The organism is Streptomyces sp. NPDC051051, from assembly GCF_040682975.1.
Lineage (GTDB): Bacteria > Actinomycetota > Actinomycetes > Streptomycetales > Streptomycetaceae > Streptomyces.
Genome location: NZ_JBFBCB010000011.1, coordinates 15,537 through 42,144 on the forward strand (window position 1 = coordinate 15,537; position 26,608 = coordinate 42,144).

The 26,608-nt window shown below is 70.7% G+C and carries 26 protein-coding genes and 5 tRNA genes; 12 read left to right on the forward strand and 19 right to left on the reverse strand.

Annotation, left to right across the window (positions count from 1 at the left end; translation table 11 throughout):
• Positions 1–217: 217 nt before the first annotated feature.
• Complete coding sequence (gene rpmB, locus AB0N31_RS11140) at positions 218–403, forward strand: 50S ribosomal protein L28 (RefSeq protein ID WP_004924906.1); 186 nt, start codon at positions 218–220, stop codon at positions 401–403.
• A gap of 141 nt (positions 404–544) precedes the next feature.
• Here the strand turns inward: rpmB and thiD are convergent, their stop codons facing one another.
• Positions 545–1,363 carry a bifunctional hydroxymethylpyrimidine kinase/phosphomethylpyrimidine kinase gene (gene thiD, locus AB0N31_RS11145; protein ID WP_366058213.1) on the reverse strand — a complete coding sequence of 273 codons (819 nt, stop codon included), beginning with the start codon at positions 1,361–1,363 and terminating at the stop codon, positions 545–547.
• Positions 1,363–2,328: a thiamine-phosphate kinase gene (locus AB0N31_RS11150; RefSeq protein ID WP_363092093.1), complete on the reverse strand. Its 966-nt coding sequence runs from the start codon at positions 2,326–2,328 to the stop codon at positions 1,363–1,365. The genes thiD and AB0N31_RS11150 overlap by 1 nt, the downstream gene beginning before the upstream one ends.
• Positions 2,329–2,534: 206 nt before the next feature.
• On the opposite strand from AB0N31_RS11150, the gene AB0N31_RS11155 reads away from it, so the two are divergent.
• Together AB0N31_RS11155 and AB0N31_RS11160 are read left to right on the forward strand one after the other, a co-directional pair.
• Positions 2,535–2,768 carry an Lrp/AsnC ligand binding domain-containing protein gene (locus tag AB0N31_RS11155; RefSeq protein WP_366058083.1) on the forward strand — a complete coding sequence of 78 codons (234 nt, stop codon included), beginning with the start codon at positions 2,535–2,537 and terminating at the stop codon, positions 2,766–2,768.
• A 20-nt stretch (positions 2,769–2,788) separates the two neighbouring features.
• A complete protein-coding gene (locus tag AB0N31_RS11160) occupies positions 2,789–3,289 on the forward strand; it encodes a DUF3515 domain-containing protein (protein ID WP_366058085.1) in 501 nt (166 codons plus the stop codon).
• Between the two features lie 3 nt (positions 3,290–3,292).
• On the opposite strand, the gene AB0N31_RS11165 is transcribed toward AB0N31_RS11160, so the two are convergent.
• Genes AB0N31_RS11165 through AB0N31_RS11175 form a run of 3 tightly spaced genes read right to left on the reverse strand, consistent with a single transcriptional unit; the run spans position 3,293 to position 6,308 of the window.
• Positions 3,293–4,450: a D-alanine--D-alanine ligase family protein gene (locus AB0N31_RS11165; RefSeq protein WP_366058086.1), complete on the reverse strand. Its 1,158-nt coding sequence runs from the start codon at positions 4,448–4,450 to the stop codon at positions 3,293–3,295.
• A 59-nt stretch (positions 4,451–4,509) separates the two neighbouring features.
• Positions 4,510–5,520: an NAD(P)H-dependent glycerol-3-phosphate dehydrogenase gene (locus AB0N31_RS11170; RefSeq protein ID WP_366058087.1), complete on the reverse strand. Its 1,011-nt coding sequence runs from the start codon at positions 5,518–5,520 to the stop codon at positions 4,510–4,512.
• Positions 5,517–6,308: a lysophospholipid acyltransferase family protein gene (locus AB0N31_RS11175; RefSeq protein ID WP_366058089.1), complete on the reverse strand. Its 792-nt coding sequence runs from the start codon at positions 6,306–6,308 to the stop codon at positions 5,517–5,519. Before AB0N31_RS11175 ends, AB0N31_RS11170 begins: the two co-directional genes overlap by 4 nt.
• 170 nt (positions 6,309–6,478) lie before the next feature.
• Between AB0N31_RS11175 and cofC the strand changes: the two genes are divergently transcribed.
• Together cofC and AB0N31_RS11185 are read left to right on the forward strand one after the other, a co-directional pair.
• The gene (gene cofC / locus AB0N31_RS11180) at positions 6,479–7,117 is read left to right on the forward strand and encodes a 2-phospho-L-lactate guanylyltransferase (protein WP_366058090.1); all 639 of its coding nucleotides are present in this window, start codon (positions 6,479–6,481) and stop codon (positions 7,115–7,117) included.
• A gap of 10 nt (positions 7,118–7,127) precedes the next feature.
• The gene (locus tag AB0N31_RS11185) at positions 7,128–7,331 is read left to right on the forward strand and encodes a hypothetical protein (protein WP_363092086.1); all 204 of its coding nucleotides are present in this window, start codon (positions 7,128–7,130) and stop codon (positions 7,329–7,331) included.
• 94 nt (positions 7,332–7,425) lie between these two features.
• Here the strand turns inward: AB0N31_RS11185 and AB0N31_RS11190 are convergent, their stop codons facing one another.
• The 4 genes from AB0N31_RS11190 to leuC form a co-directional block, all read right to left on the reverse strand.
• Positions 7,426–8,064, reverse strand: coding sequence for an HU family DNA-binding protein (locus AB0N31_RS11190; protein ID WP_366058091.1), 639 nt, complete (start codon positions 8,062–8,064; stop codon positions 7,426–7,428).
• Positions 8,065–8,201: 137 nt separating this feature from the next.
• Complete coding sequence (locus AB0N31_RS11195; RefSeq protein WP_086767364.1) at positions 8,202–8,432, reverse strand: hypothetical protein; 231 nt, start codon at positions 8,430–8,432, stop codon at positions 8,202–8,204.
• A 271-nt stretch (positions 8,433–8,703) separates the two neighbouring features.
• Positions 8,704–9,297 carry a 3-isopropylmalate dehydratase small subunit gene (gene leuD, locus AB0N31_RS11200; protein ID WP_366058092.1) on the reverse strand — a complete coding sequence of 198 codons (594 nt, stop codon included), beginning with the start codon at positions 9,295–9,297 and terminating at the stop codon, positions 8,704–8,706.
• A gap of 6 nt (positions 9,298–9,303) precedes the next feature.
• The gene (gene leuC, locus AB0N31_RS11205) at positions 9,304–10,734 is read right to left on the reverse strand and encodes a 3-isopropylmalate dehydratase large subunit (protein WP_366058093.1); all 1,431 of its coding nucleotides are present in this window, start codon (positions 10,732–10,734) and stop codon (positions 9,304–9,306) included.
• Positions 10,735–10,941: 207 nt separating this feature from the next.
• Between leuC and ndgR the strand changes: the two genes are divergently transcribed.
• The gene (ndgR, locus tag AB0N31_RS11210; RefSeq protein WP_028806673.1) at positions 10,942–11,658 is read left to right on the forward strand and encodes an IclR family transcriptional regulator NdgR; all 717 of its coding nucleotides are present in this window, start codon (positions 10,942–10,944) and stop codon (positions 11,656–11,658) included.
• 90 nt (positions 11,659–11,748) lie between these two features.
• Here ndgR and AB0N31_RS11215 read toward each other — a convergent pair whose 3' ends face one another.
• Complete coding sequence (locus tag AB0N31_RS11215; protein ID WP_366058094.1) at positions 11,749–12,252, reverse strand: DUF4188 domain-containing protein; 504 nt, start codon at positions 12,250–12,252, stop codon at positions 11,749–11,751.
• Positions 12,253–12,332: 80 nt separating this feature from the next.
• Between AB0N31_RS11215 and AB0N31_RS11220 the strand changes: the two genes are divergently transcribed.
• The gene (locus AB0N31_RS11220; protein ID WP_366058096.1) at positions 12,333–12,977 is read left to right on the forward strand and encodes a MerR family transcriptional regulator; all 645 of its coding nucleotides are present in this window, start codon (positions 12,333–12,335) and stop codon (positions 12,975–12,977) included.
• 79 nt (positions 12,978–13,056) lie between these two features.
• On the opposite strand, the gene AB0N31_RS11225 is transcribed toward AB0N31_RS11220, so the two are convergent.
• From AB0N31_RS11225 to AB0N31_RS11265, 9 genes are all read right to left on the reverse strand, one after another.
• A tRNA-Glu gene (locus tag AB0N31_RS11225) sits at positions 13,057–13,129 on the reverse strand.
• Between the two features lie 28 nt (positions 13,130–13,157).
• Positions 13,158–13,229 (reverse strand) — tRNA-Gln (locus AB0N31_RS11230).
• A 20-nt stretch (positions 13,230–13,249) separates the two neighbouring features.
• Positions 13,250–13,322: transfer RNA gene (locus AB0N31_RS11235), tRNA-Glu, on the reverse strand.
• A 62-nt stretch (positions 13,323–13,384) separates the two neighbouring features.
• Positions 13,385–13,457, reverse strand: a tRNA-Glu gene (locus tag AB0N31_RS11240).
• 56 nt (positions 13,458–13,513) lie between these two features.
• A tRNA-Gln gene (locus AB0N31_RS11245) sits at positions 13,514–13,585 on the reverse strand.
• Positions 13,586–13,676: 91 nt separating this feature from the next.
• Positions 13,677–14,408, reverse strand: coding sequence for an HAD family hydrolase (locus AB0N31_RS11250; protein WP_366058097.1), 732 nt, complete (start codon positions 14,406–14,408; stop codon positions 13,677–13,679).
• A gap of 97 nt (positions 14,409–14,505) precedes the next feature.
• Positions 14,506–15,990, reverse strand: coding sequence for a glutamate--tRNA ligase (gltX, locus tag AB0N31_RS11255; RefSeq protein ID WP_366058098.1), 1,485 nt, complete (start codon positions 15,988–15,990; stop codon positions 14,506–14,508).
• Positions 15,983–16,759: a fumarylacetoacetate hydrolase family protein gene (locus AB0N31_RS11260; RefSeq protein WP_366058099.1), complete on the reverse strand. Its 777-nt coding sequence runs from the start codon at positions 16,757–16,759 to the stop codon at positions 15,983–15,985. The genes gltX and AB0N31_RS11260 overlap by 8 nt, the downstream gene beginning before the upstream one ends.
• Before the next feature lie 132 nt (positions 16,760–16,891).
• Entirely contained in the window at positions 16,892–17,077 is a 186-nt protein-coding gene (locus AB0N31_RS11265) for a hypothetical protein (protein ID WP_366058100.1), read from the reverse strand.
• Between the two features lie 595 nt (positions 17,078–17,672).
• Here AB0N31_RS11265 and AB0N31_RS11270 point away from each other — a divergent pair.
• The 5 genes from AB0N31_RS11270 (at position 17,673) to AB0N31_RS11290 (ending at position 26,598) form a co-directional block, all read left to right on the forward strand.
• Positions 17,673–21,434: a nitrate- and nitrite sensing domain-containing protein gene (locus AB0N31_RS11270; RefSeq protein ID WP_366058101.1), complete on the forward strand. Its 3,762-nt coding sequence runs from the start codon at positions 17,673–17,675 to the stop codon at positions 21,432–21,434.
• Between the two features lie 9 nt (positions 21,435–21,443).
• Positions 21,444–21,857: a roadblock/LC7 domain-containing protein gene (locus tag AB0N31_RS11275; RefSeq protein ID WP_003993189.1), complete on the forward strand. Its 414-nt coding sequence runs from the start codon at positions 21,444–21,446 to the stop codon at positions 21,855–21,857.
• Between the two features lie 115 nt (positions 21,858–21,972).
• A complete protein-coding gene (locus AB0N31_RS11280) occupies positions 21,973–22,371 on the forward strand; it encodes a DUF742 domain-containing protein (RefSeq protein WP_019058642.1) in 399 nt (132 codons plus the stop codon).
• On the forward strand, positions 22,352–22,927 hold the full coding sequence (locus tag AB0N31_RS11285; protein ID WP_030793795.1) for an ATP/GTP-binding protein: 576 nt from the start codon (positions 22,352–22,354) through the stop codon (positions 22,925–22,927). Before AB0N31_RS11280 ends, AB0N31_RS11285 begins: the two co-directional genes overlap by 20 nt.
• Positions 22,928–23,307: 380 nt before the next feature.
• Positions 23,308–26,598 carry a nitrate- and nitrite sensing domain-containing protein gene (locus AB0N31_RS11290; RefSeq protein WP_366058102.1) on the forward strand — a complete coding sequence of 1,097 codons (3,291 nt, stop codon included), beginning with the start codon at positions 23,308–23,310 and terminating at the stop codon, positions 26,596–26,598.
• The last annotated feature ends 10 nt before the right edge of the window (positions 26,599–26,608 follow it).

The following is a 26,608-nucleotide window of genomic DNA, read 5'->3' on the forward strand; positions in this document are numbered from 1 at the left end:
GACCGTGGGCGGGTGTGGGCCGGTAGCGGGCGAGGGCGGGGCCCCTGAGCAGCCATGGTAGTTTCGTTGTACTGGCGCAGCCGTTGTATGCTGCTCCGGTTGCCCGATCCCATCGGGCCATCCCCCTGGCACCGCCACTCAGATCTCTGATCCCACGATCTTGATCCCGGCATGCCGGGATCAACCGTAAGTGCATCTGAAGTCTTTGGAGTGACCCGTGGCTGCCAACTGCGACGTCTGCGGCAAGGGGCCGGGCTTCGGCAACAACATCTCGCACTCGCACCGCCGTACGCCCCGTCGCTGGAACCCGAACATCCAGCGCGTGCGTACCGTGGTCGGTGGGACGCCGAAGCGCGTGAACGCTTGCACCTCGTGCATCAAGGCCGGCAAGGTCTCGCGCTGACGCACATCCCCCACCTCTCGGCTCCGCCCGAGGCGGGGGGACCCCCGTCGCGCGCGGCCCTGCTGGTTGCTGAAAGAGCCGGTCCACCTCTGGTGGGCCGGCTCTTTGCCGTGCCCGGCGGCCCGTACGTCAGCGCCGGCGTCACCGCGCGGGACCGGCCCCCTCGTCGGCGGCGCGGACGCCGAGCCGCCAGCCGTGGTCCACGGGACCGATCCCGCCACCGAGGGGAAAGCCGGCGGTGATCGCCCCGGTGACGTACTCCTTGGCCGTCGCCACCGCCCGCGGCACGGTCTCCCCCTTGGCGAGTTGCGCCGCGATCGCCGAGGCGAGGGTGCAGCCCGTGCCGTGCGTGTGCCGGTTGTCGAGCCGGGGCGCGCGCAGCCAGTGCTCCTCGGAGCCGTCGGTGAGCAGGTCCACGGCGTCACCGGGCAGATGGCCGCCCTTGATCAGCACCCATCGCGGGCCGTACGCCAGGACGGCCGCCGCGGCCTGCCTGAGCCCGCGCTCCGACTCGACCCGTACGCCGGTCAGCCGGGCCGTCTCGTCGAGGTTGGGCGTGGCGACGGTGGCGACGGGAAGCAGCTTGGTGCGGACGGAGTCGAGGGCCGAGTCGGCCAGCAGCGGGTCGCCGTGCTTGGAGACGCCGACCGGGTCGACGACGACCGGGGCGTCGGTGCCGGCGATCAACTCGGCCACCGCTTCGACGAGTTCCGCGGAGGAGAGCATCCCGGTCTTCACGGCCTGGACGCCGATGTCGTCGACGACGCTGCGGTACTGGGCGCGCACCGCCGCGACGGGCAGGTCCCACGCGCCCTGGACGCCGAGGGAGTTCTGCGCCGTGACCGCGGTGATCACGCTCATGCCGTGCGTGCCGAGCGCGAGCATCGTCTTGAGGTCGGCCTGGATGCCCGCGCCGCCGCCGGAGTCGGAGCCGGCCACCGTCAGTACCCTCGGGGGGATCACGACTCCATGTCCCCGAAGTGGTCCCAGCCGCCCTTGCTGGTCCAGGGCGCCCCGTCGACCGTGACCTGCGGCAGGGCGGAGGGGTTGAGGACCTCGCCGATCACCTTCCAGCGGGCCGGGAGCTTCACGTCCGGCGGGAAGGTCGCCACGATGGCGTGGTCCTCTCCGCCGGTCAGCACCCACTGCATGGGGTCGACGCCGACGGCCTGCCCGATGTCGTTCATCTGGGTGGGCACGTCGATCGCGCCGGAGCGGATGTCGATGCGGACCTTGCTGGCCTCCGCGATGTGCCCCAGGTCGGCGATCAGCCCGTCGCTCACGTCGCACATCGCGGTCGCGCCGAGGGCGGCGGCCGCCGGACCGGCGTGGTACGGCGGCTCGGGGCGGCGGTGGGCCTCGACGAAGGCGCGGGGCGAGCGGAACCCGCGGGAGAGGACCGCGAATCCGGCGGCGGACCAACCCAGCCAGCCCGTCACCGCGACGAGGTCGCCGGGCTGGGCGCCGGAGCGGGTGATCGGCTCCTGGTTGCGCAGATCGCCGAGGGCGGTGATCGACACCATGATCGTGTCGCCGCGCACGACGTCGCCGCCGACCACGGAGGCGCCGGCGACCTGGCACTCGTCGCGCAGCCCGTCCATCAGCTCGGTGGGCCAGGTGACCGGCAGTTCGCCGGGTACGACGAGGCCGAGGAGCAGTGCGGTCGGCACGGCGCCCATCGCGGCGATGTCGGCGAGGTTCTGGGCGGCGGCCTTGCGGCCGACGTCGTAGGCGGTGGACCAGTCGCGGCGGAAGTGCCGGCCCTCCAGCAGGATGTCGGTGCTCGCCACGACCCGGCGGTCGGGCGCGGCCACCACCGCGGCGTCGTCACCGGGTCCGACCCGGACCGCCGGTGTGGTGGTGAGACGGGAGGTGAGCTCCCTGATGAGCCCGAACTCCCCGAGCTCACCAACAGTGCCCTTCATCGCCCCAGCTCCCCTTCTGTCCCAGTCCGTGCCCGCTCGCGCGTCACCGGTGTCCTCGATACGGTCGAGGGGACCGTCAACCTCTGTCGTGCCTGCACCCCGGCGCGCGAGCCGTGGTCCCCGCAGGTCTCCCCGCGGCGAGCGGCGACGCGATACCGTGGCGTTCCTTTTCCCCACATGATCCTCGTGGCCGCCCTGGAGGTTCCGTGGTACAGGCGTACATCCTGATCCAGACCGAGGTCGGCAAGGCCTCGACCGTCGCCGAGACGATCGGCAAGATCCCCGGCATCCTCCAGGCCGAGGACGTCACCGGTCCCTACGACGTGATCGTGCGGGCCCAGGCCGACACGGTCGACGACCTCGGCCGCATGGTGGTCGCCAAGGTGCAGCAGGTGGACGGGATCACCCGTACCCTGACCTGCCCGGTGGTGCATCTGTAGCCCCCGTCTACCCTTGGCCGGTGAACCTTTTCCGTCACCGGCTCAGTGGTGTGCCCGCCCTTGTTCTGCTCTGTGCCGCCGTGGGCTGCTCATCGGCAGACGACGGCGCGTCGGCCGCGGTTCCCAGTCCCACGACGAAGGTCGCGCGACTGTGCCGGAACCTGGACGAGGCACTGCCGTCGAAGGTGGACGGTATGGATCGCCGGGATCCCGAGCCCGCATCCGCGCTGACCGCGGGCTGGGGGAACCCGGCGATCATACTGCGCTGCGGTGTGGAGCGGCCGCCGAAGATGACGGATCCGAAGGTGGCCCAGGGCGCCGACCCGGACGCGGTCGCGGGCGGTGTGAACGGTGTCAGCTGGCTGATGGAGAAGCGGGACGGCGGGGGGCACCGGTTCACCACCGCCAGTCGCCTTGCCTATGTCGAGGTGACGGTGCCGGAGGGGACGGACAGTTCGTCGGCGCTGATCGACCTGGCGTCGGCCGTCAGGAAGGCGATCCCCGAGGGGATCGCCGACTGAGAACTACCGCAGTCCTGTGGACCTGCGGAGTGCTGCCTGGATCAGGCGGCCCACCAGTTCCTCGTAGGTGATCCCGCTCGCCTGCCACATCGCGGGGTACATCGAGATGGGCGTGAAGCCCGGCATCGTGTTGATCTCGTTGATGACGAACTCGCCGTCCTCGGTGAGGAAGAAGTCCGCCCGGACCAGCCCCTCGCAGGAGGCGGCCTCGAAGGCGTCCACCGCGAGCCGCTGCACCTCGGCGGTCTCCTGCGGTGTCAGTGGGGCCGGCACCAGCCCGGGGGTCGAGTCGATGTACTTGGCCTCGAAGTCGTAGTAGGCGTGCGCGTCCGGCGGCGGGATCTCGGCCGGTACGGAGGCACGCGGCCCGTCCTCGAACTCCAGGACGCCGCACTCGATCTCGCGGCCGCGCAGCGCCGCCTCGACGAGGATCTTCGGGTCGTGGCGCTGGGCCTCGGCGATCGCGTCGTCCAGTCCCGACAGGTCATCGACCTTGGTGATGCCGATCGACGAGCCCGCGCGCGCGGGCTTCACGAACAGCGGCCAGCCGTGCTCACCGGCGAAGTCGACGATCTTCTTCCGGGCGGCCGACTCGTCCCGCTCCCACTCGCGCGGCCGCACCACCACGTACGGGCCGACCTTGAGCCCGAAGGAGGTGAACACCCGCTTCATGTACTCCTTGTCCTGGCCGACGGCCGAGGCGAGCACGCCCGACCCCACGTACGGCACGCCGGACAGCTCCAGCAGTCCCTGCAGGGTGCCGTCCTCGCCGTAGGGGCCGTGCAGGACCGGGAAGACGACGTCGACGTCGCCGAGGGCCTTGGGCACCGATCCGGGCTCGCTGTAGACGACTTCGCGGTTCGCGGGGTCGACGGAGAGCACCACGGCGCCCTCCTGCGAGTCGGCCAGTTCCTCGACGCCGGGGGTACGGCGTTCGGTGATCGCCATCCGCTCCGGCTCGTCGGCGGTGAGCACCCAGCGGCCTTCCCGGGTGATGCCGATCGGCAGGACCTCGTACTTCGTCCGGTCGATGGCCTTGAGGACGGCGCCGGCGGTGACCGTGGAGATCCCGTGCTCGGAGCTGCGTCCGCCGAACACGACGGCCACACGCGGCTTACGAGACGGCTGCTCAGGGCTCTGGGGAAGGTTCTCGGTGCTCATATCGGCATGAGAGTACCCGGTGGTAGGGCGCGGATACAGCGTCGACTCAGGGGGGTCGCTCAGCGTCGTTCCGGCTTCGCGCTGCGCGACATCAGCTCCTTGAGGGCGACCACCGGCGGCTTGCCCTCGTGGACGATCCCGACGACGGTTTCCGTGATGGGCATGTCGACGCCGTGCCGGCGGGCCAGATCCAGCACGGACTCGCAGGACTTGACGCCCTCGGCGGTCTGCCTGGTGACCGCGATGGTCTCCTGGAGGGTCATGCCCCTGCCGAGGTTGGTGCCGAAGGTGTGGTTGCGGGAGAGCGGCGAGGAGCAGGTCGCCACCAGGTCGCCGAGGCCCGCGAGTCCGGAGAAGGTCAGCGGGTCGGCGCCCATCGCCAGGCCCAGCCTGGTGGTCTCGGCGAGTCCGCGGGTGATGAGCGAGCCCTTGGCGTTGTCGCCGAGCCCCATGCCGTCCGCGATGCCGACGGCCAGACCGATGACGTTCTTCACGGCGCCGCCGAGTTCACAGCCGACGACGTCGGTGTTGGTGTACGGGCGGAAGTACGGCGTGTGGCAGGCCGTCTGGAGTCGCCGGGCGACGCCCTCGTCGGTGCAGGCGACCACGGCGGCGGCCGGCCTGCGGGAGGCGATCTCCTTGGCGAGGTTGGGCCCGGTGACCACGGCGATCCGGTCCCGGCCCACCTCGGCGGCGTCCTCGATCACCTCGCTCATCCGCATGGTCGTACCGAGTTCGACGCCCTTCATCAGCGAGACGAGGACGGTGTCCGGGGCGAGCAGCGGGCGCCAGGCGGCGAGGTTGGCGCGCAGGGTCTGCGAGGGGATCGCGAGGACGGTGAAGTCGGCGTCGCGGGCGGCCTCGGCGGGGTCCGCGGTGGCGCGGAGGTTCGCCGGGAGCTCGATGCCGGGGAGGTAGTCCGGGTTGGTGCGCGTGGAGTTGACCGTGTCGGCGAGCGAGGCGCGGCGCGCCCACAGTGTCACCTCGCAGCCCGCGTCGGCGAGGACCGTACCGAAGGCCGTACCCCAGGAACCGGTGCCGAAGACGGCGGCCTTGACGGGCTTGCTCACGTGCTGCTCTCCCCCTTGTGGCCGGTCCGTGCCTGGGACCTGCCGTGACTGGTCTGGGCCTGGGTGCGGAGCCGCTGCTCGATCCGCTCCCGGCGCGGGTCGTAGGGCCGGTCGGGCGCCTTCTCGCCGCGGATCTCCTCCAGAAGGCGGGTGACGTCGGCCATGATGGCCTCCGTGGCCTCCTTCAGCAGCTCGGGAGTCATCTCCCGGTCGTAGAACCGGCCGAGGTCCACGGGCGGGCCCGCCAGGACGTGGTGGGTCTTGCGCGGCAGGAGGTCGGGCTTCCTGGCGTAGGGCGGCAGCAGTTCGTTGACGCCCCACTGCGCGACCGGGATCACCGGGCACCTGGTCTGCAGGGCGACGCGCGCGGCCCCGGTCTTGGCGGTCATCGGCCAGCCGTCGGGGTCGCGGGTGAGGGTGCCCTCCGGGTAGAAGGCGACGCACTCGCCGCGCTCCACGGCGTCGATCGCGGCCCGGAAGGCGCTGAGCGCGTCGGTGGACTCGCGGTAGACGGGGATCTGTCCGGTGCCGCGCATCGCGGCGCCGACGAACCCCTTGCCGAACAGCCCGCTCTTCGCCAGGAATCGCGGCACGCGGCCGGTGTTGTACTGGTAGTGCGCGTAGGCGAAGGGATCGACGTGCGAATTGTGGTTCACCGCGGTGATGAACCCGCCCTCGGCCGGCATGTGCTCCATTCCGCGCCAGTCCCGCTTGATCAGAATCACCAACGGCGGTTTGCAGAGCACCGCTGCGAAGCGGTACCAGAAGCCGATTCTGCGGCGGGGCACGCGGACACCTTCCTCTAGGACTTCCCTGACTTCCCTGACTTCTTCCGGGCCGGGGCCGGACAAGTGTCGCCCCGCGCCGCCGGTCTGTCGAGAACACCGTACGCCCCGATCGATGGGGCGCCGGAAGGACCGGGGGACAATGTCCGCGACGAGAGAGGGACGGTACGCCGGTGCAGTGGAGCTTGGTCATCCCCCTGAAGCCCTTGGCGCTGGCCAAGAGCAGGCTCGCGGACACCGCCGGCGACGCCCTGCGTCCGGGTCTGGCCCTGGCCTTCGCCGTGGACACCGTGGCGGCCGCGCTGGCCTGTGCCGCGGTGCGCGATGTGGCGGTGGTCACGGACGACGTGCTGGCCGGGCGCGAACTCGCGGCGCTCGGCGCGCGCATCGTCGCCGACGAACCCCGCGCGGGTCTGAACGCCGCGCTGGCGCATGCGGCGGCCGCCGTGCGCGCCGGGCGGCCCGACAGCGCGGTGGCCGCTCTCAACGCCGATCTTCCGGCGCTGCGTCCGGCGGAATTGACCCGCGTCCTGGACGCCGCCGCGGAATTCCCCCGCGCTTTTCTCCCGGATGCGGCAGCAATCGGTACGACTCTTCTCGCGGTGGCCGCCGGCCGTGAATTGCTTCCGGCTTTCGGTACCGATTCGCGCGCCCGTCACCGCGCGTCGGGCGCCGTGGAAATCCGGCCGACGGCGGTGGATTCCGTGCGCCAGGACGTGGACACCGGCGAGGATCTGCGGACGGCGCTGGCGCTGGGGGTGGGTCCCCGAACGGCCGCCGCGGTCGCGCGCCTGCTGATTCCGGGGCAGTAGGCTGCCGGTCATGCAGGCCACCGCATACACGTACGACCCCGGCACCCGCAGCGGCCAGGTGCTGTTGGACGACGGCACCCCGGTGCCCTTCGACGCGCCGGCGTTCGACGCGGGCGGGCTGAGGCTGCTGCGCCCCGGGCAGCGCGTGCGGATCGAGACCGAGGGCGACGGCGACTCCCGGCGCATCACCCTGGTCACCCTCCAGACCTTCTGACCTGGCAGGACTCCCGGAACCCGGCGGAAAACGCCGCGGGCCGGACTCCGGGGGGAGTCCGGCCCGGCGCGTGAGTGCCGTGAACGCTTGCGCCTCAGCGAGCGGTGGTCTTCTTGGCGGCGGTCTTGCGGGCGCTCGACTTCTTGGCGGGGGCCTTCTTGGCCGTCACCTTCTTCGCCGGGGCCTTCTTGGCGGCGGTCTTCTGGGCCGTGGCCGTCTTCGCCGTGGTCTTCTTCGCGGCCGCCGTCGCCGTCTTGGCGGTCGACTTCTTGGCGGTCGTCTTCTTCGCGGCGGCCGTCGTCTTCTTCGCCGGCGCGGCCTTCTTGGCGGCGGCCGTGGCCCTCTTCGCCGGGGCGGCCTTCTTCGCGGCGGCCTTCTTGACCGTGGCGGTGGCGCCGCCGGTCAGGCTGCCCTTGGGGGCCTTCTTGACGGCGACCTCGCCGCCGCGCGGGAGCTTCTTCGAACCGCTCACCAGGTCCTTGAAGCCCTGACCGGCGCGGAAGCGCGGCACGGACGTCTTCTTGACCCGAACCCGCTCGCCCGTCTGGGGGTTGCGGGCGTAGCGGGCCGGGCGGTCGACCTTCTCGAACGAGCCGAAGCCGGTGACCGAGACCCTGTCCCCCGCGACGGTCGCGCGGACGATGGCGTCCAGGACCGCGTCGACCGCGTCGGCGGCCTGCTGGCGACCGCCGAGCTTGTCGGCAATCGCTTCTACGAGCTGCGCCTTGTTCACGTCTTCCCCTTCGGAGACATTGCCAGAACGAAAGTGTTCAAGCGTTTTCGCACGTTAGGCAGATATATACCGCAAATCAAACACGAAACGGGCTAATCACCCTTGTGCCGCAACGAACTCGGCCGCTCCGGAGGCGATCAACGCTCCTCTTCCGGGACGCGTCCCGCGTCGAGGTCCGCCATGAACCGCTCCAGCCGCCTTGTCGCGTCGGCGAGATCGTGCTTGGCCGCGGCCGTAATGACCAGCAGCTTCCGGGTCAGCGCCATCCGTACGCCCTCCGGGACTTGCAGTGCGCGCACTCTTGCGTGCGCTTCCTTGAGCTGGTTCGCGACCGCCGTATAGAGCTCGAGTTGGCCGTCGTGTTCCATGCACAGATTGTGCCATCTGGGGCGAGTTGTCGCCCGCCCAGGGGGCAACTGGCGCCCGGCGCGGCGCGCCCGGCACCTCGGCAGATCACGTCCTCAGTGGCCGCCTACCCCGGCAACCACCGCCGTAACGTGGGAAGTTGCCGAAGGCGGCGCAGACCCGCGGGCCCGAACGGGCCCAGACACGGCCGTACCCCCGATCGGGCCGATCGGGGGTACGGAGGGGGTTCGCGGTGGCCGGAATTCGACCAGGGCCGGTCGTCCCGGCCGACGATCAGGCCTGGAGCGTCCTCGGCTTGTACGACGGCCGCTTGGCTTCGTAGGCGGCGATGTCGGACTCGTTCTGGAGCGTGATCGAGATGTCGTCCAGCCCGTTCAGCAGCCGCCAGCGGGCGTTCTCGTCGAGTTCGAAGGCGGCGGTGATGCCTTCGGCGCGCACCTCGCGCCGCTCGAGGTCGACCGTGATCTCGATCGTGGGGTCCTGCTCGGTGAGCTCCCACAGCGCGTCCACGATCTTCTGCTCCAGAAGGACCGTGAGCAGGCCGTTCTTCAGCGAGTTGCCGCGGAAGATGTCGGCGAAGCGGGAGGAGATCACGGTCTTGAAGCCGTAGTTCTGGAGCGCCCAGACGGCGTGCTCGCGGGAGGAGCCGGTGCCGAAGTCGGGGCCGGCGACCAGCACGGTCGCGCCCTGCCGCTCGGGGCGGTTGAGGACGAAGTCCCCGTCCTTGCGCCAGGCCTCGAACAGCCCGTCCTCGAAACCGTCCCGCGTGACCTTCTTGAGCCAGTGAGCAGGGATGATCTGGTCGGTGTCGACGTTGGAGCGGCGCAGCGGGACGGCCCGGCCGGTGTGCGTGGTGAATGCTTCCATGACTGATCAGACTCCAGCGGGCGTACGGGTCTCGGCGTCGGACAGGTCGGCCGGGGAGGCCAGGTGGCCCAGGACGGCCGTGGCGGCCGCGACCTGCGGCGACACCAGGTGCGTGCGTCCGCCCTTGCCCTGCCGGCCCTCGAAGTTGCGGTTGGAGGTGGACGCGGAGCGCTCACCCGGGGCCAGCTGGTCGGGGTTCATGCCCAGACACATCGAGCAGCCCGCGTGCCGCCATTCGGCGCCGGCCTCCTTGAAGACGACGTCCAGACCCTCGGAGACGGCCTGCAGACCGACCCTCGCGGAGCCGGGGACGACCAGCATCCGTACACCGTCGGCGACTTTGCGGCTCCGGACGATCTCGGCGGCGGCGCGCAGGTCCTCGATCCGCCCGTTGGTGCAGGATCCTACGAAGACGGTGTCCACCTTGATGGAGCGCAGCGGCTGCCCGGCCTCCAACCCCATGTACTCCAGCGCCTTTTCGGCGGCGAAGCGCTCCGAAGCGTCTTCGTACGAAGCCGGGTCGGGGACGGCGGCGGAAAGCGGCGCACCCTGGCCGGGGTTGGTGCCCCAGGTGACGAACGGCGACAGTTCGTCGGCCTTGATGACGACCTCGGCGTCGAACTCGGCGTCCTCGTCCGTCCTCAACGTCTTCCAGTACGCGACGGCGGCGTCCCAGTCCTCGCCCTCGGGAGCGTGCGGGCGGCCCTTGAGGTACGCGAAGGTGGTCTCGTCGGGGGCGATCATGCCCGCGCGGGCGCCGGCCTCGATCGACATGTTGCAGATGGTCATCCGGGCTTCCATCGAGAGCTTCTCGATGGCGGAGCCGCGGTACTCCAGGACGTAGCCCTGGCCGCCGCCGGTGCCGATCCTCGCGATGATCGCCAGGATCAGGTCCTTGGCGGTGACGCCGTCGGGCAGTTCGCCGTCGACGGTGATCGCCATGGTCTTCGGGCGGGCCATCGGCAGCGTCTGGGTGGCCAGCACGTGCTCGACCTGCGAGGTGCCGATGCCGAAGGCCAGGCCGCCGAAGGCGCCGTGGGTGGAGGTGTGCGAGTCGCCGCAGACGACGGTCATGCCGGGCTGGGTCAGTCCGAGCTGCGGGCCGACGACGTGCACGACGCCCTGCTCGACGTCGCCGAGCGGGTGCAGCCGGACGCCGAACTCGGCGCAGTTCTTGCGCAGCGTCTCCAGCTGGACGCGCGAGACCGGGTCCGCGATCGGCTTGTCGATGTCGAGGGTCGGGGTGTTGTGGTCCTCGGTGGCGATGGTGAGGTCGAGGCGGCGCACCTGCCGGCCGCTCTTGCGGAGGCCGTCGAAGGCCTGCGGGCTGGTCACCTCGTGCAGCAGGTGCAGATCGATGAAGAGGAGGTCGGGCTCGCCCTCGGCGCGCCGGACGACGTGGTCGTCCCAGACCTTCTCCGCGAGTGTCCTACCCATCGCTTTCCCTCCGACCGGCAGGCTGCGCCGGCCCAACTAGAGATCTTGTGGAGGCGACGACCCGTCCCTCCGGCTCACCGGCCGCCCCTGCTTCCCGGGCAGCCGCCGCCCGGCCCGTTGGTCCTCGGGCCGCTGTGTGTCCAAGGGTTGCGCGTCTCACGGAAAATTGAACTTGCGTTTCACAGAGTGAGACGGGAATATCGTTTCATGGACAACAGTAGCGGCGTCGGCGTTCTGGACAAGGCAGCCCTTGTCCTGAGCGCCCTGGAGTCCGGTCCGGCCACCCTCGCGGGCCTGGTCGCTGCCACCGGACTCGCACGACCCACGGCCCACCGTCTGGCCGTGGCTCTGGAACACCACCGTATGGTGGCGCGGGACATGCAGGGCCGTTTCATCCTCGGTCCGCGCCTGGCCGAACTGGCCGCGGCCGCGGGCGAGGACCGCCTCCTGGCGACCGCCGGCCCGGTGCTCACCCACCTCCGTGACATCACGGGCGAGAGCGCTCAGCTCTACCGCCGCCAGGGCGACATGCGCATCTGCGTCGCCGCGGCGGAGCGCCTGTCCGGCCTGCGGGACACGGTCCCGGTCGGCTCGACGCTCACGATGAAGGCCGGCTCCTCGGCACAGATCCTGATGGCCTGGGAGGAGCCCGAGCGCCTCCACCGCGGCCTCCAGGGCGCCCGTTTCACGGCGACGGCCCTGTCGGGCGTACGACGCCGGGGCTGGGCGCAGTCGATCGGCGAGCGGGAGCCGGGCGTCGCGTCCGTCTCGGCGCCGGTGCGCGGACCGTCCAACCGCGTGGTGGCCGCCGTCTCGGTGTCCGGCCCCATCGAACGCCTGACCCGCCACCCGGGCCGGATGCACGCCCAGGCGGTCATCGACGCGGCGGGCCGCCTGTCGGAGGCGCTGCGCCGCACCGGCTGACGCAGGAGACCGGAGCCCGGACACCGGAGAACGGACAAGCAGGGAACCGAGCGGGCCTCAACGCCGCGGCACGCCCGGTTCCCGGAACTCCTACGATGCCGGGGCGCGCCAGGCGAACCGGTCCTTCCCGGTCCGTCCCCGCTCCGCCAGCGGCACCTGACCGTGCGCCGCCGCGAGCCCGAACGGCGGCATGTCGCCGTAGACCGCCTCGTACCGCCCCTCCGGCACGACGTACGCCTCGTGCCAGATCCCCACGTGTCCCCGCACCTTCCCGCCCCGCTCCATGCGGTTGACCCGGGCCCACACCCGGTGGTGGAAGGCGTCGGGCGCGCTCGCGTAGGCGTACAGCTTCTCCGCAGACTCCCAGTACTGGACGACGTAGTACGTCCGCGGCGAGGCCGTCAGCAGCACACGGGAGAGCAGTCCGCGGCTCGGGTCCTTCTCCAGCTCGGCCAGCATGCGGAACATCGCCAGCACGACCGGGAGCCACTGGTGCACGGCCCGGAAGCGGTTGACGCGCATCCCGATGAGCAGGACGACGACGTCACCGCGGGCGTCGGCGGTGGTACGGCTGGCGGCGCGCTTCGCGGACATGTGCTCCCCCTTGTTGGCTAGCGGCGCTCTCCAAGAGTCCCTGATTGGATAGTGCCGCTAACCAAGGAGGGCCGCAAGGGATGCGACTGGCCGAGCTGAGCGAACGCAGCGGGGTGTCCACCGCGACGATCAAGTACTACCTGCGCGAGGGCCTCCTGCGGCCCGGCCGTCAGGTCAACGCGACGACCGCCGAGTACGACGAGGAGCACCTGCGCCGGCTGCGGCTGGTGCGGGCGATGATCCAGGTGGGCGGAGTGCCGGTGGCCACGGTCCGCGAGGTCCTCGGGCATGTCGACGACGACTCCCTGGGCCGCACGGTCCGCCTCGGCGCGGCCCTGTGGGCCCTCCCCCAGGTGCCCGAGCCGGACGCCGACGACGACTGCCTCCGGGCCGCCCACCGCGAGGCGGGCGAACTCCTGCGGACCCTGGGCTGGCGGAACGCCGAACTGCTCACCAGCATCTCGCCCGCCTACCGCTCACTGGTGGTGGCGGTGGCCGCGATGCGGCGGCTCGGCTACGACTGGGACGCCGAACTCCTGGTCCCCTACGCCCGGTTGATGCACCGCGCGGCCGTCCTCGACCTCGATTTCGTGGAGACCCGGGAATCGGAGGCGGAGCGGATCGAGGCGGCCGTACTGAGCGCGATCCTGGTCGAGCCGATGCTCCAGGCACTGCACCGGCTGGCCCAGGAGGAGGAGTCGGCCCGGCGGTACGGCTTCGAGTGAGCCCTGCCGAGCCGTGCCAGCGACAGCGACAGGAAACGGCGAAGGCCCTCCACCGAAGTGGAGGGCCTTCCCTGATGCGTACCCCCGACCGGATTCGAACCGGCGCTACCGCCTTGAGAGGGCGGCGTGCTAGGCCGCTACACAACGGGGGCGTGGACACTGCGTCTCCGCAGGTCCGAGCTGGTCTACCTGGACTCGAACCAAGACTAACTGAACCAGAATCAGTCGTGCTGCCAATTACACCATAGACCAAAGTGGTTTAGACCAGTCAGTACCCCCGACCGGATTCGAACCGGCGCTACCGCCTTGAGAGGGCGGCGTGCTAGGCCGCTACACAACGGGGGCCCTAGCGATCCTGCATCGACAACAACGGGTGCGACCCGGACTGCTACCGCGGGAAGGATCTGTACCCCCGACCGGATTCGAACCGGCGCTACTGCCTTGAGAGGGCAGCGTGCTAGGCCGCTACACAACGGGGGCTTTGCGGATGTGATCCGCGATGCAGATGCCGTGCTGGATTTCAAAGCATCTGCGAGCTGGCCTACCTGGACTCGAACCAAGACTAACTGAACCAGAATCAGTCGTGCTGCCAATTACACCATAGGCCACTGGAACTCAAGCCCCGGAGGGGATCTTGTTCTAGTTCGCTCCCCCGGGGCCCGGCCTTTCGGCCCGCTCCCCGGCGGCGCAGGAAGAACATTACCCGAAGGTGGACTGCGCTCCAAAACGGGTATCGGCGCCGAGGAGTGCGGGCAGTTCGGCGAGGGTGGCGATCCGGTGGTGCCCCGACGGGAGCTCGACGGTGGCCGTGCCGCCACTGCGGTCGATCCACACCGAGAGCAGGCCGGCGTCCGCCGCTCCCCGGCCGTCGATCTCCGGATGGTCGCCGACGTACGCCACCTCGTGCGGGGGCAGCGCCAGGGCCTCGCAGGCCGCGAGGAAGGCCGCGGCCTCGGGCTTGGAGACGCCCAGCTCGACCGCGCACAGGATGGACTCGAAGCGGTCGTGGACGCCGAGGGCCCGCAGCTTGCGGTCCTGGACGTGGATGGTGGAGTTGGAGAGCACCGCGTGCCGGTGACTGGCGGCGAGGGCGTCCAGGACGGGCAGGACGTCCGGGAAGAGGGCCCAGGCGGTCTCGTAGTGCACGAGGTAGCGCCGGAACCAGGCGTCGGCCTCGGCGTCGTCCATCTCCCGTTCCAGGAAGGCGCGGACCCGGTCGCGGCGCTGCTCCTCGAAGGTGAGACCGCCGGCGGAGAAGCGCGCCCACTGCTGGTGGGTGACCTCCCGCCAGCGCTTCAGGGCCCGCTCGGCGGTGCCGTACCGGTCGAGGAGGCCCTCCGCCGCGAGATGGCCGCGCATCCCCTCGCGGTCGGCGGTCGTGTAGTCGAAGAGAGTGTCGTCGACGTCCCAGACGACGGCTGTGATCGCCATGACACCGACGGTAACGCGCGGACGGGGTGCGCGTCCGGCGGAACGCGGAAGGTGCGGCACCCGGACGGGGTGCCGCACCTCACAGGGGCGGGGCGGTTCAGGCGGTGAGCCTGGCCAGCGCCGCGTCGATGCGGGCCAGCGCCTTCTCCTTGCCCAGGACCTCCAGGGACTCGAAGAGGGGCAGGCCGACCGTGCGGCCGGTGACGGCGACGCGGACCGGGGCCTGGGCCTTGCCGAGCTTGAGGCCGTGGGCCTCGCCGGCGGCCAGCACGGCCTCCTTGAGCGACTCCGGGCTGGTCCAGTCGGCCGCGTCCAGCTTCTCGCGGGCCGTGACGAGGAGGGCGTCCGAGCCCTCCTTCATCGCCTTCGTCCAGCTCGCCTCGTCGACGGCCGGCTCGGCGAGGAAGAGGAAGTCGACGTTGTCGGTGATCTCGGAGAGGACCTTGAGGCGGGTCTGGGCGTGCGGGGCGATCCGCTGCCACTTCGTCTCGTCGAAGTCCTCCGGCGCCCAGGGTGCGAACGGGGCCCGCAGCCACGGGCGGCAGCGCTCGGTGAAGTCCTTCGCCTCCAGCAGCCGGATGTGGTCGGCGTTGATCGCCTCGCACTTCTTCAGGTCGAAGCGCGCCGGGTTGGGGTTGACGTCCCCGATGTCGAAGGCCGCGACCATCTCGTCCATCGTGAAGATGTCCTGGTCGGCCGAGAGGGACCAGCCGAGCAGCGAGAGGTAGTTGAGCAGGCCCTCGGGGAGGAAGCCGCGCTCCCGGTAGAGGTTGAGCGACGACTCCGGGTCGCGCTTGGAGAGCTTCTTGTTGCCCTCGCCCATCACGTACGGCAGGTGGCCGAAGGCGGGGATCTCCCGGGCGATGCCCAGTTCGATCAGCGCCTTGTACAGGGCGATCTGGCGGGGGGTGGAGGAGAGCAGGTCCTCGCCGCGCAGGACGTGGGTGATCCCCATGAGGGCGTCGTCGACCGGGTTGACCAGCGTGTAGAGCGGGGCGCCGTTGGCGCGGACGATGCCGTAGTCCGGGACGTTCTCCGGGGTGAAGGTCAGCTCGCCGCGGACCAGGTCCGTGAAGGTGATCGTCTCGTCGGGCATCCGGAAGCGGACGATCGGGGTGCAGCCCTGGGCCCGGTACTCCTCGACCTGCGCGGCGGTCAGCTCGCGGCAGTGACCGTCGTAGCCGGAGGGCCTGCCGGCGGCGCGGGCGGCCTCGCGACGGGTGTCCAGCTCCTCCTGGGAGCAGTAGCAGCGGTAGGCGTGGCCGGCGGCGAGGAGCTTGTCGGCGACGTCCTTGTACAGGTCCATCCGCTGCGACTGGCGGTACGGCGCGTGCGGGCCGCCGATCTCAGGGCCCTCGTCCCAGTCGAAGCCCAGCCAGCGCAGCGAGTCCAGGAGCTGCTCGTAGGACTCCTCGGAGTCGCGGGCCGCGTCGGTGTCCTCGATGCGGAAGACCAGCGTGCCCTGGTGGTGCTTGGCGAACGCCCAGTTGAACAGGGCGGTGCGGACCAGGCCCACGTGGGGGTTGCCGGTGGGCGACGGACAGAAACGGACGCGTACGGGGGAGCCGGGTGCGCTAGCCACGCTTGACAACCTTGTTGGTGAGAGTGCCGATGCCTTCGATGCTGACGGAGACCTCGTCGCCGACAGCGAGCGGGCCGACCCCTGCCGGGGTGCCCGTGAGGATCACGTCGCCGGGGAGCAGCGTCATGGCCTCGGTGATGTTGACGATCAGATCCTCGATCGAGTGGATCATCTCGCTGGTGCGGCCGAGCTGCCGCTGCTGCCCGTTGACCGTCAGCTGGATGGTGAGGTCGCTCGGGTCCAGGTCGGTCTCCACCCAGGGGCCTAGCGGGCAGGCGGAGTCGAAGCCCTTGGCCCTGGCCCACTGCTTCTCGCGCTTCTGGACGTCGCGCGCCGTGATGTCGTTGGCGCAGGTGTAGCCGAAGATCACGTCCTTGACGCGCTCTCGCGGGACCTCGCGGCACATCCGGCCGATGACCACGGCCAGTTCGGCCTCGTGGTGGAGGTCCTCGGAGAAGGTCGGGTACTGGATGTCGTCCCCGGGTCCGACCACGGAGGTGGACGGCTTGAAGAAGGCGAACGGGGCGTCGGGGACCTCGTTGCCGAGTTCGCGTGCGTGCTCGGCGTAGTTGCGGCCGAAGGCCACGACCTTGCTGGGGAGCACGGGCGGCAGGAGCCGGACCTTGCTCAGCGGCACCTTCGTGCCGGAGAGCTCGTGCTCCGTGAACGGGATGCCCTTGATGATGTCGAGGACGAGCTCGTCCGGCTTGTCGCCCTCGACCGCGCCGAAGGCGACGTTCCCGTCGATGGAGAACCTGGCGATGCGCACGGGTTGGTTGGCCCCTTGATGAGCTGGCTGGAGTCTGACGCTCCAGGCTAACGCGGAAGGGCGCCCCCGGCCGGGGACGCCCTTGACATCCGGGGGCCGCCGCCTTGAGCATGCGGCGGCCGCTGCGCGTATCTACTCGGCGGAGGAGGTCACGGGGACCTCGACGAGGACGGTGCGCCTGGGGTTGGCGGTCTGGGCCGGAAGGTCGACGGAGTGCTCCTGCTGCTCCGGGAGCCGCAGGTCGTCGGCGTCCTTGAGGTGCGCCAGCGTCGTGCGCCGCGGGTTGGCGATCTTGTGGAACATCGTCGTCGTCTTCACTGTTGTGGTGAGCCCTGTCCTGTCGGGGCGCCGGGCGGCCGGGGGAGCCTCCGTGGGCGCGTCTTGTCGGATTTGCCATCTCTGTAAAGCGTCAGGCTAAACACGCGCTTCCCGGAGAAGGCGTGGAGGTCTCATGATCAGCGTGTGAGTTTGCTCACGAATCAGCGCTCAAACCGGTCAATCCAGGCCCTTGAGCGACTGCTACGAAGCGGACATTTTCCCCCTGAAGCTCTCATTCCGCTCCTGATCATGGCGACTGGGACACCCTCCCCGACCTGACCGTTCGCCCCTTTGCGCACGAATTGTCAAGGATCACTTTCTACGTCCGGTGATCCGTCACTCACCGGCTGTCACGGATGTCACAGCCCGGCCAACAAGCCTTGTTGGAGATCCTGCACTGTGCTGGAATTCCACGGACCGCCGCGGGAACGAGCCGGCGCGCAGGGCGCACAGCAGCGCCGAGCGGCGGCTGGAAGGGGGAGCCAGCGCCGGTACTCACGACCAATCGGGGGGCGTATTCAGGGCGCCCCTCAAGACGCCGACACCGTCCTTCCGTTCACGCGGAGGGGCGCCTGGTCCAGAGGTTGCGACGCTAGTGCAGGGACGTTTCAAGAGGGATGGCAGTGCTTCGGCCGAGCCGGAGCCGCACGGCGGGACTGGCCCGATGGCCGGCAGCTCCTCGCCCCAGCACGCCCAGAACCCGGGCCCGGCCCCGTCCGGTGACGGCGGTGAGCGTCCCGGGCGCCCCGGCGCGTCCGCGTCGCCGAGCACCCCGGCTCCCACGGTCAAGCCGCCGGCCGGCACCCCCGGCCCCGGACCGCGTGTGGCCCTGCGCAACTGGCGCATCTCCACGCGTCTGGTCGCGCTGCTGACGCTGCCCGTGGTCGCGGCCACCACGCTGGGCACGCTGCGCATCAACCAGTCCATGGACGACATCCAGCAGCTCGACAACATGAAGCTGCTGACGGACATGACCAAGCAGGCGACCGAGCTGGCCATCCGGCTCCAGGACGAGCGCGACAAGTCCGCCGGTCCGCTCGCCCACGGCAAGACCGCGGCCGACTTCACGGTCAAGGGCGCCCGCGAGAAGACCGACCAGTCGCTGGACGCCTTCAAGGACGCCTCCGAGGAGATCGACGCCTCCAGCACGGACGGCAACCTCCAGGGTGTCCGCGACAGCCTCGTGGGTCTCCTCAGCGACCTCGGCAACCTCGCGAAGGTCCGCAAGACGGCCTTCGCGGAGCAGAAGAACTCCACCCAGACGGTGGAGGCCTACCACCGCCTCATCACCCACCTGCTCGACCTCTCGCAGGACATGGCGCAGGCCACCAGCAACCCGGAGATGATCCAGCGCACCCGCGCGCTGTCCGCCTTCTCCGCCGCCAAGGAGTACGCCTCCGTCCAGCGCGCCGTCCTTGCGGCCGCGCTGCCGGTCAACGACGACGTCTACGGCGAGATATCGGAGAACGACCGGCAGTACGCCGAGGCCGCCCTGGAGAACCAGGACTCCGAACTCGCCAGCTTCCGCAGCATCTACGGCGACGAGGGCGCCGAGGAACTGCTCCAGCCCGTCGAGCAGGGCAGCCCGACCATCGAGGACGCCGACACGTACGCCACGCGTGCGCTCAGCTCCCCCACCGGTCTGCGGTCACTGGACAAGCGGTCGTACCAGGACTGGTTCGACGCCAGCACGACCAAGATCCGGCAGATGAACAACATCGAGACCACGCTGCTCGAGGACATGGAGCAGAAGGCCCGTGAACTGCGCGCCGAGTCCGAGCGCGAGGCGATCATCTCCGGTGCGCTGATCCTGCTGGTGCTCGGTGTGTCGCTGGTCGGCGCGTTCGTCGTCGCCCGGTCCATGATCCGCTCGCTGCGCCGGCTCCAGGAGACGGCCACCAAGGTCGCCCAGGACCGGCTGCCCGAGCTGGTCAAGCAGCTGTCCGAGTCCGACCCGCAGGACGTCGACACGTCCGTGGAGTCGGTCGGTGTGCACTCCCGGGACGAGATCGGCCAGGTGGCCGCGGCCTTCGACGACGTGCACCGCGAGGCCGTCCGCCTCGCCGCCGAGCAGGCCCTTCTGCGGGGCAACGTCAACGCGATGTTCACCAACCTCTCGCGCCGCTCCCAGGGCCTCATCCAGCGTCAGCTGTCGCTCATCTCCGAACTGGAGTCGCGCGAGGCCGACCCGGACCAGCTGTCCTCGCTCTTCAAGCTCGACCACCTCGCGACCCGTATGCGCCGTAACGGCGAGAACCTCCTCGTCCTCGCGGGTGAGGAGCCCGGCCGCCGCTGGACCCGCCCGGTCCCGCTGGTCGACGTGCTGCGTGCCGCCGCCTCCGAGGTGGAGCAGTACGAGCGCATCGAACTGTCCTCCGTGCCGACCACCGAAGTGGCCGGCCGGGTCGTCAACGACCTCGTGCACCTCCTCGCCGAGCTGCTCGAGAACGCGACGTCGTTCTCCTCCCCGCAGACCAAGGTCAAGGTCACCGGTCACGCGCTGCCCGACGGCCGCGTCCTGATCGAGATCCACGACACCGGCATCGGCCTCTCCCCCGAGGACCTCGCCGCGATCAACGAGCGGCTCGCGTCGCCGCCCACCGTGGACGTCTCCGTCTCCCGGCGCATGGGCCTCTTCGTGGTCGGCCGGCTGTCGCAGCGGCACGGCATCCGCATCCAGCTCCGTCCGTCCGACTCCGGTGGCACGACCGCGCTGGTCATGCTGCCCGTGGACGTCGCCCAGGGCGGCAAGAAGCCGCAGCCCAAGCCCGGTCAGGGCGGTGTGTCCGGCGGTCCCGCCGCCGCGCAGGCCGCCGCCGGTGCCGCCGCGGCCCGTCGTCAGAACGGCCAGGGCGGTGCCCTCGGCGCCGGCTCGGGCACGGGCGGCCGGCTCGCCGCCGGTCAGGGTCCCCGGGCCGCGCTGCCCGGCCGTGACGGCGGTGGCCGTCCCGGCGCGCCGCGCGGGCCGCAGGGTCCGGCCTCGCCCCCGCAGGGCCGCCCGGCTCCGGCCGGCGCCGGCTTCGGCGGCCAGGCCCCGGGTGCGCCGCAGGGTCTCCAGGCGGCCGGTGCCGGTACGCCGGGCCAGGGCCAGGACCTGTTCGGTGCCGGGCGTCCGTCCGCGCCGCGCCAGAACGACAACCGCGGTGAGCAGGGCGGTCGCGGCCGTGGCCGCCAGCCGCAGCTGCCGCCGCGCGGCGGTCCGCGCGCCGAGCTGCCGGGCGGCAACCAGCAGCCTCGCGGCACCAGCTGGGGCGACGAGAACGCCCAGCCGCCGGCCGCGCGCACTCCGCTGGACGCCCCGCGCGGCCACGACGAGCCCGACGTCGCGCAGACCTCGCGGATGCCGCGCATCGACGACCGCCAGGGTCCCGGCGCCACCGCCGAGATCCCGCGCATCGACGAGCACCAGGGTCCGGCCGGCCCCGCGGACTTCGCGCGCCCCGGCACGAGCGGCCCGCAGCACACCGGTCAGTACGAGGACATGGGCCAGTACACCGGCCTGAACGGCGCCCAGGACACGGGCCAGTTCCCGGTTCCGGGCGCGGACGGACGGCAGGACGGCTTCGTCCGCAACGACGTCTTCGGCACGCCCGGCGGACAGAACGCGCCGGCGGGTCCGGGCCGGTTCGCCGCTCCGCAGGCCTACGACAACGGCTCCACCGGTCAGTACCCGGCCCCGGGCCACGACGGTTCGGGCACCGGTCAGTTCCCGGTCCCCGGCCAGGACGGCTCCGGCACCGGTCAGCACGCGCTGCCCGGCCGCCAGGACCCCTCGTCCACGGGCCAGTTCGACCGCCCCCAGAACGCCGACGGCGGCAACGGCGGCGGCTACGGCTATCCGCAGCAGCAGCCCGTCGCACCGCGCCCCGCCGCCCGCCCCGAGCCGGAGGCTCTGCCGCCGGCCGGTCCGGGGGACGGGCGTACCCCGCTGTTCGACACACTGGAGACCAACTGGTTCCATGGACAGCAGGCAGGCGGAAACGGCAACGGCTCGGCCCCCACGCCGCAGCAACAGCAGCCGCAGGCTCCGGCTGCTCCCCAACGTCCCGCGGCGACCGGCGCCTCCTGGCGCACCTCGCCGAACGACGAACTCGTCCGTCAGGCCGAGCGCGTCCGGCAGCCCGCCGCGGGCGGCGTCACCACCTCCGGCCTGCCGCGCCGGGTGCCCAGGGCCAACCTCGTCCCGGGCACGGCTCAGCAGCAACAGCACCAAACCGGTCCGCAGGTCTCGCGTGCGCCTGACGACGTACGCGGACGGCTGACCAATCTCCGTCGGGGCATCGCACAGGGTCGGCAGGCCGGCAACGGCCAGCAGACCGGCAGTTTCCCCAGCCCCACTCACCAGCAGGAGCGTTAGTTGAGCCAGATGAGCCAGGCGGCACAGAATCTGAACTGGTTGATCACCAACTTCGTGGACAACACCCCCGGGGTGTCCCACACCGTTGTCGTGTCCGCCGACGGGCTCCTGCTCGCCATGTCCGAGGGCTTCCCGCGCGACCGTGCCGACCAGTTGGCGGCCGTCGCGTCGGGCCTCACCTCGCTGACGGCGGGCGCCTCCCGAATCTTCGAGGGCGGCAGCGTCGCGCAGACGGTCGTCGAGATGGAGCGGGGTTTCCTCTTCCTCATGTCCGTCTCGGACGGCTCGTCCCTCGCCGTGCTCGCGCACCCCGAGTGCGACATCGGCCTCGTCGGCTACGAGATGGCACTCCTGGTCGACCGCGCGGGCGCGGTACTGACGCCCGACCTGCGCGCCGAACTACAGGGCAGTCTGCTCCACTGACCCGCCCAGGTACCACCCGCCTCACGAAATCACCGTCCGGCCGACACAATCCCCCCCCACCGGCCTCGACGGACGGCACGACTGACCGAGACTTGCTGTCCCGCCCGGAGGATTCATGACCCCGCCCACCGCCTCTCATGATCCGTACGCGGAGCCGTACGGGGACGAGGGCGACCAGCCGCTGGTTCGTCCGTACGCGATGACCGGCGGCCGGACCCGGCCGCGCTACCAGCTCGCCATCGAGGCGCTGATCAGCACGACGGCCGACCCGGCAGCGCTCATGGGGCTGCTCCCCGAGCACCAGCGCATCTGCCACCTCTGCCGTGAGGTGAAGTCGGTCGCAGAGGTCTCGGCGCTCCTCGCCATGCCGCTGGGTGTGGCTCGGATCCTCGTGGCGGACCTCGCCGAAGCCGGACTGGTGGCCATCCACCAGCCGGGCGGCGACGAGAACAACGGTGGCGCACCTGACGTGACGCTGCTCGAAAGGGTGCTCAGTGGACTTCGCAAGCTCTGACGGAGGACGGGCCACCACCTCCGCGAAGATCGTGGTGGCGGGCGGCTTCGGCGTGGGCAAGACCACGTTCGTGGGCGCCGTCTCCGAGATCAACCCGCTGCGCACGGAGGCCGTGATGACGTCCGCGAGCGCGGGCATCGACGACCTCACCCACACCGGGGACAAGACCACCACCACGGTGGCCATGGACTTCGGACGTATCACGCTGGACCAGGACCTGATCCTGTACCTGTTCGGTACGCCGGGTCAGGACCGCTTCTGGTTCATGTGGGACGACCTGGTGCGCGGTGCCATCGGCGCGGTGGTGCTGGTGGACACCCGCCGACTGGCCGACTGCTTCCCTGCGGTCGACTACTTCGAGAACTCGGGTCTGCCGTTCGTCGTCGCCCTCAACGGCTTCGACGGTCAGCAGCCGTACCAGCCGGAGGAGGTCCGCGAGGCCCTGCAGATCGGGCCGGACACCCCGATCATCACGACCGACGCCCGGCATCGTTCGGACGCCAAGTCGGCGCTGATCACGCTGGTGGAGCACGCGCTCATGGCCCGCCTGCGGTAGGCAGGACCCCTGTATCCAGCGCCGTACGCCGGTTGTCGTAGGCGCTCCGGAGCCGGCTGTGGACTTGGACACGGCCGGCTCCGGTGTTCATAACGTTTCGGCAGAGGAATCGGGTGATGCCGCCACGCGTCGCGGTCGCCTGGTGCCACTGCGCACACGAAGGCCCCGCCATTTGGCGGGGCTCGCTCTTTTTGACCGTTTTATCTGGGGCTTACATCACTTCGAACCGACACTTCTCCATGTTTGGAACTGCACTGGTCGTCGTGCTGGAATGCCTGAACTGCCCAATAGTCAATGACGTACTCATGGTCGATGGCTGACCGGGCTCTGAGACACTGCGGCACGACGAAGGTGCCGACCGCCGAGAGGTTGTTGGTCGAGTGAGGCGAAGCAAGAAAAGTCCCGAGCCGGCGGCCCGGGGCAACTTCACCCCGCCGCCGCGCGGAGCGGCGCCCGCCCCTGTGCCCGGCTCGGAGCTGTCGGCCGCACCCGCCAAGAGCGGCGGCCGCCTCTCCCCGCGCAACTGGCGGGTGCCCACCAGGCTGAACGCGATCCTGCTCATACCCGTGCTGGTCGGCCTCGTCATGGGCGGCTTCCAGGTGAAGAGCTCGATCGACACCTGGCAGGAGGCGGAGGACGCGCAGAAGACCGCGCAGCTGGTGCGGGCCTCCCTGCTCTACGCCGACGCCCTCTACGACGAGCGCGACGTCAGCGCCGCGCCGCTGCTGCTGAACAAGGACAAGGACGTCGTCACCGACGCCCGCAAGAAGACGGACCAGGCCGCCGACGCCTTCGACCAGGCCGCGCAGAACATGCCGCAGAAGGCCGGTCTCCAGCGCCGTCTGCAGCTGTTCCGCGCCGAGGAGCCCGCGCTCCAGACGCTGCGGGCCGGCGCCTACGTCTCCCCCAAGCTCACCGGCGTCATGACCGAAGAGGGCTACACCACGATCGCGCACCCCTTGATGGAGTTCGCGAACGAGCTCGGTCTGGGCACCGGAAACATCACCAGCTACGGCCGTACGGTCTACGCGATCTCGCTCACCAAGGCGGCGCTGTCGCTGGAGCGCTCCATCGGCATGCACCTGCTGGTCAAGCCCGGTCCCAACAAGAGCAGTTTCGCCAGCCAGAAGGTCGCCCTCTCCTCGTACGCCTACCTCGAGCGCATCGCCCTCGAGGAGTACACCGGCGGTGGCACCGCGGCCGACGCGCAGAAGCTCGAAGAGGCGAAGGCGAAGATCAAGACGGACGGCGCGGCGATGGCCAAGGAGGCCGAGGCCGAGAACTCGGACTACGTGGCTCCGCCGTCCGACCCCACCGACATGATCTCGGCCGTCGCGACGCTGCCGTCCACGGACGCGAGCGACCGCCAGGCGCTCGCAGCGAACGGCGTCACCGCGGAGAACTGGTGGGCGGTCAACACCCTCAAGTACAACGCGTACCTGAAGATCGAGACGGACCTGACCGACAAGGCGGTGAGCGAGGCCGCCCAGATCGCCGACGACGCCAAGCAGTCGGCGATCATCACCGGCGCCGCCGTCGTGATCGCCCTGCTCGCCGCGTTCATCCTGGCCGGCATGGTGGCCCGCCAGATGAGCCGCTCCATGCGCCAGCTGCGCAACGCCGCCTTCGGCATCGCCGAGCAGCGGCTGCCGATGCTGGTCGACCAGCTCTCGCGGACCGACCCCGGCCGGGTCGACACCCGGGTCACGCCGATCCCGATCACCACCACGGACGAGATCGGCGAGGTCGCCCGCGCCTTCGACCAGGTCCACCGTGAGGCCGTCCGGCTCGCCGCCGAGCAGGCCCTGCTGCGGGGCAACATCAACGCGATCTTCACCAACCTGTCGCGCCGCAACCAGTCCCTGATCGAGGGCCAGCTCACCCTGATCACCGATCTGGAGAACAACGAGGCCGACCCGGACCAACTGGAGAACCTCTTCCGCCTGGACCACCTCGCGACACGCATGCGCCGCAACGGCGAGAACCTCCTGGTCCTCGCCGGCGAGGAGCCGGGCCGCCGCTGGGACCAGCCCGTCCCGCTGGTCGACGTGCTGCGCGCCGCCTCCTCCGAGGTGGAGCAGTACGAGCGCATCGAGCTGTCGGGCGTACCGGAGGCCGAGATCCACGGCCGTGCCGTGACCGACCTCGTGCACCTGCTGGCCGAGCTCCTCGAGAACGCCACCACGTTCTCCTCACCCCAGACCAAGGTCCGGGTCACCGCGACCCGTCTGCCCGACGGCCGGGTGATGATCGAGATCCACGACAAGGGCATCGGCCTCACCGCCGAGGACTTCGCGGACATCAACCACAAGCTGGCCAACCCGCCGACCGTGGACGCCGCGATCTCGCAGCGCATGGGCCTGTTCGTGGTCGGCCGGCTGTCCGACCGGCACGGCATCCGGGTCCAGCTGCGTCCCTCGGGCGAGCAGGCCGGCACCACCTCGCTGGTCATGCTGCCCGACGCGATCACCCACGGTGGCGGTGGCGAGCAGCCCGAGCGCACCGACTTCACCGTCTCGCAGATCATCCCGGAGCAGCGGTTCCAGGGTGAGGACTTCAACCACCAGCCGCTGCGCACGGCGGCCGAGCTGGGCTTCGACGACAGCCAGTACGCGGAGGTCCCCGACGACCCGCGCGACCTGGACCCGGTCGGCCGCTCCCTGATGCGCGAGGAGCGCCGGGCGGCCCTGGACTCCCCGGCGCCTGAAGGGCCCGACCAGCAGCGGTCCGCCGCGACGCCCGCGTACGGCGACGGTTTCGACCAGCCGCAGCAGCAGCCCGCGTTCGACGCCTCCCCCGACGGCTACGCCCCGGCGCAGAACGGCTACGACGACGGCACGACCGGCTATGCCGACCAGTCGCCGGCGTACGACCGGCAGACGGCGTACGAGGAGCGGCAGCAGACGGCGTACGAGGACCCGTACGGCACGTCCAACGGCGGTGTGCCGCAGGGCGAGGCCTTCCCTGCGGGCGGCACGGGGTCGCAGAACGGTGCCTTCGGGCAGCACGGCGGCTACCCCGACCCCGCGTATGCGGAGGCCGCCCAGGAGGAGCGGGCGCCGGAACGGCAGACCGCGCCGGAGGGCTTCCCGTCGTACGAGGAGCAGCCCTACCAGGACGACTGGCCGCAGCAGAACAGTTATCAGAACGGCTACCCGGACCAGTACGCTCCGCAAGCGGAATCCGCGCAGGCCGCTGACGCCGGTGAGCAGGACGGCGTAGGCTTCGACCGTCCGGGACCGGGTCCCGCCGCCCACGAGCTAACCGACGCCGGACTGCCCCGCCGCGGATCCCCCGCGGCGAGCGGTGCGAACGGTGCGCGGTCCGTGGCCCAGGAAGCGCCGGCCCCCGTCGCGGACGGCCCCGCCGACTGGCGTTCGGCGAACGACGAGCGCTGGCAGCAGGCCGCCCAGCTGAAGAAGCCGAAGGCGGGCGGAGTCACCTCCTCCGGTCTGCCGCGACGGGTGCCCAAGGCCAATCTGGTCGAGGGCACCGCCGAGAGCACCCCCCAGGGAGGCCCCCAGGTCTCCCGCGCCCCGGAGGACGTCCGAGGCAGGTTGAGCAACCTGCGTCGAGGCGTTCAGCGCGGACGCAACGCAGGAAGTGAACCGAACGGTCAGGCCAGAAACCAGCACAGTGGTCCTGACAGCACCTACAACCAGGAGCGTTAGTGTGAGCCCG